The 13110-nt window shown below is 67.3% G+C and carries 10 protein-coding genes and 2 pseudogenes; 9 read left to right on the top strand and 3 right to left on the bottom strand.

Going from position 1 to position 13110, the window contains the following annotated elements; translation table 11 throughout:
- Nucleotides 1–187: 187 nt before the first annotated feature.
- On the top strand, nucleotides 188–856 hold the full coding sequence (locus tag ITI46_RS17540) for an SUKH-4 family immunity protein (protein WP_307808211.1): 669 nt from the start codon (nucleotides 188–190) through the stop codon (nucleotides 854–856).
- Between the two features lie 158 nt (nucleotides 857–1014).
- Here ITI46_RS17540 and ITI46_RS17545 read toward each other — a convergent pair whose 3' ends face one another.
- Complete coding sequence (locus tag ITI46_RS17545) at nucleotides 1015–1527, bottom strand: hypothetical protein (RefSeq protein WP_209240530.1); 513 nt, start codon at nucleotides 1525–1527, stop codon at nucleotides 1015–1017.
- A 622-nt stretch (nucleotides 1528–2149) separates the two neighbouring features.
- Between ITI46_RS17545 and ITI46_RS36060 the strand changes: the two are divergent.
- The 7 genes and pseudogenes from ITI46_RS36060 to ITI46_RS17580 form a co-directional block, all read left to right on the top strand.
- Nucleotides 2150–2551: pseudogene (locus tag ITI46_RS36060) on the top strand (transposase); the annotation flags it as partial.
- 564 nt (nucleotides 2552–3115) lie between these two features.
- Nucleotides 3116–3493: a peptidase inhibitor family I36 protein gene (locus ITI46_RS17555; protein ID WP_209240531.1), complete on the top strand. Its 378-nt coding sequence runs from the start codon at nucleotides 3116–3118 to the stop codon at nucleotides 3491–3493.
- Between the two features lie 115 nt (nucleotides 3494–3608).
- On the top strand, nucleotides 3609–4532 hold the full coding sequence (locus ITI46_RS17560; protein WP_209240532.1) for a hypothetical protein: 924 nt from the start codon (nucleotides 3609–3611) through the stop codon (nucleotides 4530–4532).
- A gap of 31 nt (nucleotides 4533–4563) precedes the next feature.
- On the top strand, nucleotides 4564–5613 hold the full coding sequence (locus tag ITI46_RS17565; RefSeq protein WP_209240533.1) for a hypothetical protein: 1050 nt from the start codon (nucleotides 4564–4566) through the stop codon (nucleotides 5611–5613).
- 205 nt (nucleotides 5614–5818) lie between these two features.
- Nucleotides 5819–6418 (top strand): hypothetical protein, encoded by a 600-nt coding sequence (locus tag ITI46_RS17570; protein ID WP_209240535.1) that lies wholly within the window; start codon nucleotides 5819–5821, stop codon nucleotides 6416–6418.
- Between the two features lie 356 nt (nucleotides 6419–6774).
- A pseudogene (locus tag ITI46_RS17575) lies at nucleotides 6775–7639 on the top strand (IS5 family transposase).
- A gap of 330 nt (nucleotides 7640–7969) precedes the next feature.
- Nucleotides 7970–9019, top strand: a complete 1050-nt coding sequence (locus ITI46_RS17580; protein ID WP_209240537.1) for a LacI family DNA-binding transcriptional regulator — start codon at nucleotides 7970–7972, stop codon at nucleotides 9017–9019.
- A gap of 274 nt (nucleotides 9020–9293) precedes the next feature.
- Here the strand turns inward: ITI46_RS17580 and ITI46_RS17585 are convergent, their stop codons facing one another.
- Nucleotides 9294–10007 carry a Crp/Fnr family transcriptional regulator gene (locus tag ITI46_RS17585; protein WP_307808212.1) on the bottom strand — a complete coding sequence of 238 codons (714 nt, stop codon included), beginning with the start codon at nucleotides 10005–10007 and terminating at the stop codon, nucleotides 9294–9296.
- Nucleotides 10008–10479: 472 nt separating this feature from the next.
- Between ITI46_RS17585 and ITI46_RS17590 the strand changes: the two genes are divergently transcribed.
- Nucleotides 10480–11955, top strand: coding sequence for an alanine/glycine:cation symporter family protein (locus ITI46_RS17590; RefSeq protein ID WP_209240539.1), 1476 nt, complete (start codon nucleotides 10480–10482; stop codon nucleotides 11953–11955).
- 91 nt (nucleotides 11956–12046) lie between these two features.
- On the opposite strand, the gene bla is transcribed toward ITI46_RS17590, so the two are convergent.
- The gene (gene bla, locus ITI46_RS17595) at nucleotides 12047–12979 is read right to left on the bottom strand and encodes a class A beta-lactamase (RefSeq protein ID WP_209240540.1); all 933 of its coding nucleotides are present in this window, start codon (nucleotides 12977–12979) and stop codon (nucleotides 12047–12049) included.
- Nucleotides 12980–13110 lie beyond the last annotated feature (131 nt).

Consider the following 13110-nt stretch of genomic DNA (forward strand, 5'->3'; position numbering starts at 1 on the left):
GTCACCTGCCTCGCTCCAGGCCCCGACCGGCCGCGGCATCCGCGTGCCCCTACCGGGAGCGCAGAGGCGTCCTCCTTGATGTCCTGGCCGACGTTGACCCGAGACGCCGAGCGGCCGCCCGCCCCGGTGGCGGAACCTCTGTGGGGAGACCGGGAGGAGTAAGGAACGCGGGCAGAGAGAGCGTCAGGTGATCAGCGGCTCTCTGCGCCGGCAAGTGTTTGTGGCCGAGCTTGCTACGATACGCCCCGTGGTAAACCGGGCTGACCGCGCGATGGTCACACACGCGGAATTGGTCTCGGCATTCGGCTCGCACTGGGTCAGGACAATGCCGCAGGAGGTCGCCGAGCGGCATTTCGCCATGCCCGAGGACCGGCGGCTGCTGACTGAGGTCGGTATGCCCAACTCACTCTTGGGCCAGGTGTATTTCGGCAACGTCCGGACCGATCTGCCACAAACCATCAGCCAGGCCCTCGACACCGGGACTCCGAACAAGTTCGCGCCAGAGGTCCGGGACGACATCGTGATCGCCGTGGGCATGGGCGGTTGGGCTTGCCTGTCACAGGTGGACACTCGCATCTACTGGTACGAGCCGGGGAGCAGTGACCGGAAGTTCGCACTTGTCAACACGTCCCTGGAACGGTTCCTGGAGATCGCATACCAGCTCCGGGTGGAGTTCAACGACCTCGACCTGTTCCACAGCGCGGACGAGGACGAGTCACACGAAGAGGTCTGGGACGAGGTGCGCCGCCTGGTGGGAGAGATTCGCGACATCGATCCGCCGTCTTTCGACAGCCCAGCCATGTTCTGGCAGCACGTAGTGCTCTTCGCGCTCGAGACCCTCGCCTCGGATGAGTGATACGGGCTGATCAGCGTCCTCCGAGGCAGCTGTGGCTGACAACCCAGGTAACGCTGAGGGCCGCCCCGACCGAACGCGGCCTGACCTGACCCGGCAAACGTTCTTGGGTATCGGCGCCAGCGAAGTCCGGCGAGCAAGAAGGCGTCGCTGTCTTTGTGTTACTTGTGCTTCAGCACGGGCAATTCTCCGCTGTCCAAGTCCTGTTGGGTGAACTCGTACACGCCGGTCTCGTTCGAGTTGTACTCGATGGAGTCACACGCCCTCAACAGGGCACGGCCGAAGTCGGCGTAGGTTTCGGGTGCCAGCCGCTCCTGATAAGCGGTGAGCACCGCAAGAACGTCCACAAGTTTCTGCTGATCGTCGTTCGGTTGAGCCGTGTTGTGGCGGCTGGCGTACCGCCCACATCCGTGAATCAACAGTTCGTGATCCTCCCAGTCTCCAATACCTTCAATTCCGACTGATATGCACATACCCGCATACTCGACATCAAGCTCGCAGGCCGGTGTCTTGTACCGCGCTCCCGCTCCGGGCTTCATGACCATTGGTTCATCGGTGCGGGTGGTGACCTGGTGGATCCGCCAACCCGCAGCGCGCAACGTATCGAGTATCAAGACGACGTCGGCACGCTGGTCTTCGTCGAGTCGGATCGCTTCGAATTCCCCAGTCACCATGCGGGGGTCCCTCCTGCACCTCTGCGGCTTGCCGGTAGCGGTCGATACTGGCAGATGCGAGACAGCCAAGGGACACTTCCCCGCCTCTCTGCGGCAGCGCAACCCCCAACACTCCTCACCTGATGCCCGCCGCCGACGAGCCTGGTCCGCAGTCAACGCTGGTGCAGCCCAGAGCCCAAAACCGCGTGATCAACCCGGTGAACGTAGATGGTCAGCACACGAGCCAGCCGAAGACAGCCGTCCGGTCACCCCATGACGGCCACAACACCAGAAAGATCTGCGATCCACCCAGGGCCGGCAAGCCGGCATCCCCTGAAGGACACCCAACCCGCTGCGACCAACACCTCAACCCACATAGCGCATCGAGGACGGTGAACTGCCCGGGATCACCGCCCGATGTACGAGGCGGCACCACCCAAGCGCCGGCCCACATCCTTCAAGGCCGTTCGTGCCGCTGGACACGCTCCCACAGGGCGTTCCGGGCAGTGCATGAGGGCCTAGTAGGACACCTCGGCGAACCGACAGCCGGAAACCCGCAACACCGTTCAGCACAACCCTGCCTCTGATCAGCGACAACACTCGCTGACACCCCTCAGTCAGTCACTCACCGAACCCGACGACCGATCAGGGCGTCGGCCGACGGCGGTCGAGTGACCGCGTATGCCTGGCGGCAATCTCCTTCGTAGCCACCTCGGGATGCACCTGGCGAAAGTTACCCCCGGCGCTCGGCCTTGCCTGGCCGACGGTCTACCCGCGTTTCGCAACAAGGGGGCCAGGATCAGGTCTGGGGTCAGACTCCACAGGATCTCCCCCTCGGCGCCCGCAGGACTATGGACTGGCGCAGTGCGCAATCGACTCCGTCCCCCTCAGGGGCCGCAAAGGGGCCCTGCCCGGACCGAACCCGACCGGCCACGGCGCAAGCGCGATCGAAAATCCACCTGCCCACGGACCGGAACGGTCTGCCCCTGCCACTGGGTATCCCGGGCACCGACGTCCACGACAGCCTCGGCCTGAAGCCAACTAATGTGCGGGAGACCGCCGGTCCGCTCCCGGCGCGGGCCGCGTCGCCGGCGACCGTTCAAGGTCCACGTCGACAAGGGATACGGCCACAGCAGCCACCTGCGGCGATGGCATAGCAAGCGAGGCATCCGCCATCGCACCGCACGCAAAGGCGCCGAGTCCTCGCAGCGGCCGGGCCGCCACCGCTGGGTCGTCGAAAGGCGGTTCGGCTTATCGGATGCCGACGTCTGCACCGCCGATGAAGGCAAGGCCGAGTGCGGCCGGGCCCCACTCGGACTGCAACGCCGCCAAAGCCGCGAAGGGTTCGTTGGTCATAAATGCTCCCGAACTGCTGAGCCCCGCGCCGCTGTTTCAGGCACTGTCGGTGGACATTCGAACGTCTCGAATCATGTTTACCCCGTAGTCCGGGCGAGGTTGACTCCTCGTCAGCCCCAAGTGAAGTGCCGCGACATGGCTGTTGGGTCATCACAGCCGATCCCCAGCAGGGCTGTGTGCCCGACGAGTACGACATCGACGATCGCAGGTCAGTCTCTTGGGCAATTGAACCATCACAATCAGAGGGAACAGAATGAAACGCACGATTGCCATGGGGCTTGGCGCTCTGTCGTTGAGTGTCACCACTCTGGTGGGAGTCGCCCCTGCTCAGGCCGCCGACTCCGAGATCAACGCGGATTGCCCTGGGGAACAGCTCTGCCTGTACCAGTACAAGAACTATGACGGCTCTGTTTCGCGTCACGCCCGCAACGCCAAGGTCAAAAATCTTTCCAGCTACAACTTCAACAATCGCACCAGCTCCATCAAGAACAATACCTACCGCAACTTCCGCCTGTACAGCGGTGCCTCGTTCAGCGGTGCTTCGTACACCAGTCGACACGACAGCTCGGATTCCACTCTCGGTAACAACAACTTCGATAACAAGGCCACCTCGCTGAGGTATCTGACCTGAAGTTACCCCCAATTCATTCCGCACCGAAAATGGCCGCAGCATGGTGACTCCACCAACGGGGCAACTGCTGCTTCTCCAGGCCCGTTCACCAGGGTCACGGGGGGCTTGGGGAGGGGTGCGACGCCTGTCCGCGTCGCACCCCTCCGGAGAGAGAGGGTTCGTCGTCCTGTCCGTACGTCTCAGAAGCACTGCCCTCGTTCTCGCCGCCCTCGCCACCGCCTGCTCAGCGGGGAAGGCGGAAAAGTCACCGTCCGAACCGGTAACGATCAACGTGCCGCCGCCGGGCAAGGAAGCCCGAGACCTCCGGGTTCCCCTCGACGCATACGACCTGTCCCCGACCGAGTGGGAAACCGTGGGTGCTGCCGAAGATATTCTCACGGGGAAGTGCATGCGCTCCCAGGGTATGAAGTGGAAGCAGCTTCCCCGAGTGGCAGAAACTGATCTGGAGCCCGCGCAACGGCGCCGATACGGGGTTATCGAACCTGGGATCGCGCGCGTGTTCGGCTATCACCTCCCAGCCGACCGTCCCACACTGGCGAAGCGAATAGCTGCGGAAGATTCCCGACGCGAAAATCTGAGTCGCAAGGAACGTTACGCTGCCTACGGCGAGGATCTCAAGGGCGGATGCCTGGCGAAGGCTCGCCGACAGCTGACGAACGGCCTGCCCGCGACTGACCGCGATCTGTTGAGCGCGCTCATCGGGAAGACCTTCGAAGAGTCCCAGCGAGACCCCGACGTTCTACGAGTCTTTCGTGCCTGGAGTACGTGCATGAATCGGGCGGGCGCCCGGTACTCCTCCCCTCTCAAGGCTATTGAGGACGAGCGGTGGACGAAGATCAAGGAGCCCTCACGGCAGGAGCTCCGTATCGCCGGGGCTGATGTCCGATGCAAAGCGAAGACCAACCTGGTGTCGGTCTGGTCAGAGGTGGAGGAGCGCATCCAGAAGGACGCCATTCGCGAGTACCCCAAGGAATTGAAGTCCCTGAAGGAGAGCAGGCTCGGCGAGGTCAAAGCGGCTCGACGAGCTCTCGAAGCATGATAGAACCGAGCAAATCGCGAGGAGAATGCTGGTGAAGACGAAGCGCTGGTTGTCACTGGCCGGTGCCGCTGGAGCCGTGATCGGCTTGGTGGCGGTCGTGGTGCCCGCTGACGCGGGAGAGAGCGAGGACGGCGGCAAGGCCGGGGCCGGAGGCTGGCAAGCGGTGGACACCGGCGAGCCCGCCACGTCCCCTGCCGGCTTCGACATGGTCGAGGAGACCGCGTCCGGCGACGTGATGGCGGTGGACGAAAACAACCGGGCCGTCCGCTGCTGGGACGGGAAACAGTGGTCGAAGGCCGACCGCATTCCGATCCCGGAGACACCGGGCCGGGCGATATCAGCGGCGGGCGGTGTCTCCTGCGACAATCTGTACGTCTTCGACCATCAGGACACCCCGCAGCGCTGGCACTGGGACGGGAAGGCGTGGAGCCATGTGCCCAGCGGCGGCACGTACGCCATGAACACCGTCCGCGCTTTCGCCGCTGACGACATCTGGGTCGCAGGCCACATCGGCGAGGGCAATGCGTACCACTACGACGGTGCGTCCTGGCGCAAGCAGAAACTGCCTGCCATGAAGGTCGAGAAACTGGCCGGCACGTCCAGTAAGGACCTCTGGGCCCTTGGCGAGACCACTTCCTCCCCCTCGGCTCCGGTCGCCTACCACTACGACGGCACCGCATGGAAGAAGTCCGCCCTGCCTGCCTCCTACGACGGCTCCGCACACGAACAAGTCACGGTCTCCGCCACGGACATCTCTGTCTTCGGCACCACGGTCAAGGACGGCTACCTCCACTGGGACGGCAAGGTCTGGACCCACGAGAAGCTCCCCCTCACCACCGGTTACATCCACGGTGCGACGGCGGCGGACAACACCCTCTGGCTCGGTCTCTATGACCAGTTCCTGCGCCGCGACGCCGACGGCAAGTGGACGCAGGAGCCCTTCCCCCAGGGCGGTGACCTGGAGAACCTCAAGATTCAGGACCTTGCGACCGACCACCGCACGGACACGCCCTTCGCCGGCGGTGGAACGCTGGCGGGAGAAACCACAACGCTGGCGCGGATGCTCCAGTACAAGGACTGATCAACCGGTGCCGGAGCGCTGCCGCTTGCCCCCGCCCACCCGCGCGCTGCTTCGGCTGCTGAGCTGAGGCGGTATCCGGTGACGGAATGGCGGGGGCGCGGAATACTGGATGGGTCTGGCCGGAACCAGGCTGCAGGAGGTTCGCCGGAACTATTCCCGGGCTCTTGGCACTGTGGGAGGCACGGAGCCGCCCGGGTTCTCCTGTATGGGCAAGGACATGCGCGTCGACCAGTTGCGTCGGGTGGTCATCGTGCCAGGAGAGCCCGGGCATTGGCGTGAGCGCAACGGAAAGTGGTACGTCTGCACGGAGACGCCTGTGGAATGCCTGTTCTTGTCGTCCGCGATCGGCGCGACTCGATTTCTTCCCGCAGATGGCTTCATCAGCATCGTGGAGCGGCTGTGCGCGGGCGAACCCTGGCGGGCGGTTTCCGAGTCGGAGCTCGCGATATTCCTGAACCTGACAGTGGCCGAAGGGGTCCTTCGTCCTGAGGCTGATCTCGCCATCTGGGTCACTGTGGCCCACGAACTGTCCGCACAGCGCGGGCGGGCGGACCTCCACGAACTTCTCCCGGAGCTGATCACCGATCACGATGTCCTGTGCGAAGCCGAGCGCCCAACGGTTCCTTACTCCGAGAAGTTGCAGCCTGCAACGGGCAAGAGATTTACCGGCTCGCTTGAGGAGTACCAGGAACAACTGTTTACGACGGCCCTGTCCGAACTCGGTGCGGACGACCCGATGGAGCGGCGATTGAGAACCTATGTGCAGGACGTGATGTTCTCTCGTGTCGCATCCGCATTGGATTAACAGGTCGTCGCGTTTTACGGGTTCGCTGGCCTGGCGGCGTGGGCGATCGTGGAGCGACTGGTGCCGGATGAGTTGAGGGACTCGTTCCCATGTGTCGTGCCGGAGGCGCCGCGGCCTCAGGGCGCGCCGTCGCGAGAGGGGACCGGAAAGTGCCGACGGTGACCGTGTCGGTGGCGACCTCGGGGCGCACGTCGCGCAGATGCCGCACGGCAAGCCCGCTACGCCGTCCGTGACGGTGACGAAGAAGAACTCGCGGACGGGCCTGGCCGACTACCGCTGAGGCGGACCGGCACATCCGCTGCGTCGAGCGCTGCACAGCAACAGCAACCCGGCGAACCCGCAGTCACGGCACTGGTATGGGGCGGGGTGATCTCGCGAATGCTGAGTGGGCGCGGCTGGAGCCGCAGTTGCCACTGTCGGGGCAGCGTGGCGGTCGGTGGAACGATCAGCGGAAGGTGATCAACGGCATCCTGTTCCGTGTGGGCACAGGGATACCCTGGCGCGACTTGCCCGAGCGATTCGGCAGATGGAAGACGGTATATGAGCGTCACCGGCGTTGGTCGGCCGACGGCACGTGGGACGGGATCCTGGACGCCGCCCAGGCCGACGCCGATCTGGCCGGCCGGATCGACTGGAGCATGGTAAGCGTCGACTCGACGTCCTGCCGTGCCCACCAGCGCGCGGCCGGGGCCCGCAAGAAGAAGCCGCACGTCCCGAAAGAAGGACGACGCCCCGGCACCACCGCCCCGATGAGGGACTCGGACGGTCCCGGGGCGGACTGACCAGCAAGATCCACCTCGTCGGCGAAGGCGGATGCCGCCCCATGGCCATGCTGGTCACGCCAGGACAGTGGGGTGATGCCCCACAGATGACCGGAGTCCTCGAACGCATCCGAGTCACCCGGCCGCAGGGCGGCCACCCGCGCACAAGGCCGGACCACCTCACCGGTGACAAGACATACAGCTCACGCCGCAACCGCCGCCACCTGCGAAGACGCCAGATCAAGCACACCATCCCCGAGCCGGGGGACCAGCGGGCCAACCGCAAACACCGCGGGACCAAGGGCGACCGGCTCACCGGTTTCGACCACAGACCTACAAACACCGCAACGAGATGGAACGGACGATCAACCGGCCCAGGAACTCCCGGGCCACCGCCACCCGATACGACAAGAAGGCCTACATCTTCCACAGCACCCTCACAGCCGCAACCATCCGATGACGGCTCCGCCCATGATCCGCCGGACAGCGCCTAGCCCGACGGTGCGGCCGGGCCGCGGGCCGCTGGGTGAATAGGGCCGCTGAGCGCATGGGGCGCGAGCGAATGGGCCGCGGAGTGAATCGGCCGCGTTGTCCGTGATGTCGCCCGAGATTTCGACCGGTTCGACATACCGGTCAAGGAGAATTTCTGGCTGGTTTCCGGGACTTCAACGAAAACCGCAGCCGCCGTAATGTGAGGTCGTTCGCCCGGCTGCCCGCTTTCCGCGCGCACGCCGCGCTGCGCTGTGCGCACCGATTCCCGGGGGCGGAAAGGGAGGAGAGGAGAGCGAGAATGACGCGTACCGGACCCGGACCGGCGGGGCCCACTCTCGCCGTGGTGGCCCGTGCGGCGGCCGTCTCGATCTCGACGGCCTCCAAGGTGGTCAACGGCCGCGAGGACGTCGCCCCCGAGACCCGCCGCCGGGTCACCGAAGCGCTGGAGGCGCTGGGTTACGTGCGCCGCCCGCGCCGCCCCCCGCGACAGCCGCCGCCGGTCGTCGACCTGGTAGTGCCCTCCTTGGACAACACCTGGTCGGGGGCCGTGCTGCGCGGCGTCGAGGAGGCGGCGCACCAGGCGGGTCTGGAGGTGATGGTCTCGGCAGGGCTGACCCGCAACCGGGGCGGCAGGCCCGCGCGCGGCCGGCTCGACAGGCTGGCGCTGCGCGGCACTTCGGGCGTGCTGTTCAATCTCGCCGAGCTGACGCCGGCCCACCACGCCTGGCTGGAGCAGCACCGGATCCCGTACGCCATGATCGACCCGGTGGCCGACCCGCCGCCCGGCGTCCTCACCGTACGCGCGGCCGACGAACGGGGCGCGCACAGCGCGGTCGGGCACCTGCTGGCGCTCGGCCACGTCCGGATTGCCGTGATCGGTGGCTACCGCCGGAAACCGTGCGGCAGTGGGCGCGTGGCGGGCTACCGCTCCGCGCTGGCGGCTGCCGGGCTGCGACCGCGCCCTGAATTCGTCCGCTATGCCGACTTCGACGCCCGGCTGGCCCGCGCGCGGACGCGGGAGCTGTTCGCGCTGGAGGAGCCGCCCACCGCGGTCCTCGCCTGCTCGGACCCGATGGCGCTGGGCGTCTGCCAGGCGCTGGCCGAGCTGGGGCTGCGGGTGCCGCGGGACGTGAGCGTCGTCGGGTTCGGCGACCTGCCGGAGGCGGAGTGGGTGACCCCTGGGCTGACCACTGTCCGCCGGCCACTGGACGAGATGGCGGCCACCGCCCTGCGGCAGCTGCTGCGGATCCGCGAGGGCCGGGTGCCGCCCGGTGCCGGCACCGAACTGCCCACCCGGCTCGTGGAACGGCACAGCACCGCGCCGCCCCGAGGCGGCGCCTTCGCTTGACCAGAGTTTCGAACAATGGCCGTCTTGCCGAACACTGACCGGCGGTCATCGGTTTCCGGACCAGCCCTCGCAGGAGGCTGCCGCAGCCAGCCGGCGCGCTTCAAAACCGTGAAAAGCACACGCCTTCGCTCGGGCACCCTGCGGACGTGTCTCCGCGCAGGCCGGAAGCCTCCTGATGCGGTGCCCGGCGTTTCCGGACGCCGGGGTCGCCGCGCCGACCTCTCCGGCCTTGGCAGCGGCCCCGGGCCGGGGACCCGCGCCCTCCGCTCAAAGGTCAGCCCTGAGCGCGAAGTTGCAGCAGCTCCGGGGCGAGCACGGTGAGGGTGCGGCCCTCCACCTCGATCAGCCCGTCCCGCCGGAGCCTGGCCAGTGCGCGGTTGACGGTGACGCGGGTGACGCCCAGCAGATCGGCGAGGTCCTGCTGGCTGCCGGGCAGCGGTACCCGGCAGCCGGGCCGGGCGGTGGCGCCGGGCCCGGCTGCGGCCTGCTCCAGCAACCAGGCCGACAGCCGGGCGTGCGCGGGCAGCGTGGCCGTCGCCGCCAGCTGTTGCTGCTGCCGCCGGGCGAATCCGGCGAGAACGCGCAGCACATGGGCCCGTACCGCGGCCACGTCCTCGACCAGCCCCAGGAACCGGTCGCGCGGCAGGCTCCGTACGGTGCAGGGCGTGAGCGCGGTGAGGGTGGCGGTGTGCCCCGCCCCGTCGATGACGGCGACCTTGTCCAGCGCGCAGGGCGCCGCCCACTCGCCGAAGCGGATCACCCGACCGGCGCCGGTGGTGGTCGTGGCGGACACCTGGCCCCGCAGCAGCAGTAGGAGGTGCGTGGCGGGATCTCCCACAGCACGCAGCTGCTGCCCGGCAGGCGCCGTATGCGGGACGGAGCCGTGCCACAACTGCCGCAACGTGCCCTCCGGGAGGGACGCCAGCAGCGGTATGCGGCTGAGCGAACGCCACTGCTCCGGTGTATCAACCGATACCGACGTGCTCACACCGCGACCGTAGCCGAGGTCGGCACCGTGTACAGCCACTTGCCGTCGCCCGAAGCCCGGACGCTCCGGACCGTGCCGCTGTTCAGCTCGCACTGACGATCGTCATGGGACCTCGGATCTCACATATCCCGTCTCGTATATGACGTACGAAGTGCGGCCGTTCGAAAGCAGGAGGGGGGCGGCCGGCGTCGACGCTTCGGACGGAACGCGTTGCACAGAGGCGGTACGTGCGCGAGTGCAAAATTTGCTCGGCCGGAATTCGCGGCTACACTCCGTGCCACCACCTTCGCGGCACGCGCGGTAACGCCGGTCCGGCGGCGGGCGCAAGCCCCCGGAAGCGGAATGTGAGGCAGTGCACACCTGAGGGCAGTGCGGGGTGCACGGCATGACAAGTACGCTACGGAAGATTTTTTGAACCTTGTCCCCTCCGTTGGTGTCCCGTACATCAGCTGTGATCTTCCTGAGGACGCGCGTGGACTCGCTCAATTCCTTCATCCTCGACGTCAACGACGTCTTCTGGACCTACCTCCTCATCCCCCTGGTGGTAGGTGCAGCGCTGTACTTCACGCTCCGTTCCAAAGGAGTGCAGCTGCGGCTGCTGCCCGAGATGGTCCGGGTGCTCGGCGACAAAGCGGAGCCGAGCCCCGACGGGCGCAAGCAGGTGTCGTCCTTCGGCGCCTTCACCATCTCCGCCGCCGCCCGTGTTGGCACCGGCAACGTGGCGGGTGTGGCCGCGGCCATCACCGCAGGAGGTGCGGGTGCGGTCTTCTGGATGTGGGTGATGGCGCTGCTCGGTGCCTCGTCCGCGTTCGTGGAGGCGTCCCTCGCCCAGCTTTACAAGGTGCGGAACCGGGACAAAGAGGGCAATGAGGCCGGTACCTACCGCGGCGGGCCCGCCTACTACATGCAGCGCGGCCTCGGTAAGCGCTGGCTCGGCATGATCTTCGCGGTGGTCATCACCCTGACCTTCGGCTTCGTCTTCAACGCCGTGCAGTCCAACACCATCGCCTCGGTCACCAAGGGCTCCTTCGGGGACGACTTCCCCGCGGCGGGCGCGGGTCTGGCCGTCGTGGTGCTGCTCGGCCTGGTGATCTTCGGCGGCGTACGGCGCATCGCGACGGTCACCCAGCTCGTGGTGCCGGTGATGGCGGTGCTCTACCTGCTGCTGGGCCTCACCGTCGTCGTCCTCAACATCGGCGACGTGCCGCGCGTCTTCTCGGACATCGTGGGCGGCGCCTTCGGCTTCCGCGAGGTCGCGGGCGGCGCGATCGGCGCGGCGATCCAGCAGGGCATCCGGCGCGGCATGTTCTCCAACGAGGCCGGTCTGGGCTCGGCGCCCAACGCGGCGGCGACGGCCGAGGTCTCGCACCCGGTCAAGCAGGGGCTCGTACAGACCCTCGGCGTCTTCTTCGACACGCTGCTGATCTGCTCCATGACCGCTTTCGTCATCCTCACCACGAACCCCTCGCTCTCCGAGCGCGGCGGCGCCGACCTGACGCAGTCGGCGCTGGAGGAGACGCTGGGCGGCTGGGCAGGACACGCACTGACGCTGGTCGTCTTCCTGCTCGCCTTCTCCACCCTGATCGGCAACTACTACTACGGCGAGTCCAACATCCAGTTCATGACCGGCGGGGCCGGCCGCTGGGTGCTGCCCGGCTACCGTGTGCTGGTGCTGGGTGCCGTCTTCGCGGGCGCACTCGGCTCGGTGGACGTGGTGTGGAACCTCGCGGACGTCTTCATGGGCGGCATGGCGCTGGTCAACCTCGTGGCGATCCTGCCGCTCTCCGCCATCGCCTGGAAGCTGCTGGACGACTATCTCAAGCAGCGCCGCCAGGGTCTCGACCCGGCGTTCGACCGCGCCCGGCTGCCCGAGCTGCCCGGTGAGATCGAGTGCTGGGAGGGCACGAGGGAGTCTGTGCGGGCCAAGACGCCGGCCCAGGAGTCCTAGGCACCCGCTGCTCTGCATTGCGGCCCGCAAGCTCGGGCAGTCTGCGGGCCCGTCCACACCACCGTGGGCGGGCCCGCACTCGTTGCGGCGGCTAACCCAGTTGCCCGGCGACGACGGAGGCGGCGGCAGACACCAGTTTGTCGTCGTAGTCCGCGTCCTTCTCCGCGCGCTTGGAGAGGACCGTCACCACCAGCGGTGCCCTGCCGGGCGGGCGTACGACGGCGATGTCCCCGCGGCTGGCGTAGCGGCCCGCGCCGCTCTTGTCGGCCACGCTCCAGCTCTTCGGGAACCCGGCCCTGATCAGCGTTTCGCCGGTCGGGCTGTTGCGCATCCAGGCGCTGAGCTGCTCCCGCTCCGGCTTGCTCAGCCCATCACCGAGCGTGACGGCGCGCAGGTCCCCGGTGAAGGCGCGGGGCGTGGTGGTGTCCCGCTTGTCGCCCGGTGTCGCCTCGTTGAGCTCCTGTTCGTAGCGGTTCACGTGGGTGACGTCGTCGCCGAGCTTCTCCAGGAAGGTGTCCAGCGCCTTCGGCCCGCCCAGGTCGCGGAGCAGCAGATTGTCCGCGGCGTTGTCGCTGTGGCGGAGCGTGGCCGCGCAGAGTGCGCGCAGGGTCATCCCGTCGTCGACGTGCTTGCTGGTGACGGGGGAGTTGGGGAGCAGGTCGTCCTTCTTGTACTTGATCACCTTGTCGAGGCCGCTCACCGAGTGCTTCTTCAGGATGGCCGCGGCCGTGAACGCCTTGTGCGTGGAGGCATAGGCGAAGCGTTCGTCCGCGTGGTAGGAGATCTCCCGCCCGCTCCCGGTGTCGACCGCGTGGACGCCGAGCCGCGCGTCGTACTTCCGCTCCAGCTTCCCGAACGCCGCTGCCGCCTTCTTGCCGCCGGCCGGGGACGCCGAGGACGCCGAGCCGGCCGGCTTGCCGGAGGAGCCGGCCGGCTCGCCCCCGCCACAGGCCGTCAGGGGCAGGGTCAGCGCGAGCGTGCCGAGCGTGCCCAGGGCGATGCGCCGGGCTGTGGTCGTACGCATGGGTGGTCGATACCTCCGACTGTGCGGGTGCGGTTGCTCTCGGTCCCCCGAATACGGTCGGCAGCCTGCCGCGCGCCACGTCATGCCGTCCAAGACCGGATCGCGCCGGTCCATGCGGAATCCGCATGACA

This window comes from Streptomyces oryzae, from assembly GCF_017676365.1.
Classification (GTDB): Bacteria; Actinomycetota; Actinomycetes; order Streptomycetales; family Streptomycetaceae; genus Streptomyces; species Streptomyces oryzae.

Bases quoted from the DNA above. Each gene is read 5' to 3' on its own strand.
- ITI46_RS17545 (WP_209240530.1), bottom strand. From the start codon at position 1,527: ATGGTGACTGGGGAATTCGAAGCGATCCGACTCGACGAAGACCAGCGT.
- ITI46_RS17555 (WP_209240531.1), top strand. From the start codon at position 3,116: ATGAAACGCACGATTGCCATGGGGCTTGGCGCTCTGTCGTTGAGTGTC.
- ITI46_RS17570 (WP_209240535.1), top strand. From the start codon at position 5,819: ATGGGCAAGGACATGCGCGTCGACCAGTTGCGTCGGGTGGTCATCGTG.
- ITI46_RS17580 (WP_209240537.1), top strand. From the start codon at position 7,970: ATGACGCGTACCGGACCCGGACCGGCGGGGCCCACTCTCGCCGTGGTG.
- bla (WP_209240540.1), bottom strand. From the start codon at position 12,979: ATGCGTACGACCACAGCCCGGCGCATCGCCCTGGGCACGCTCGGCACG.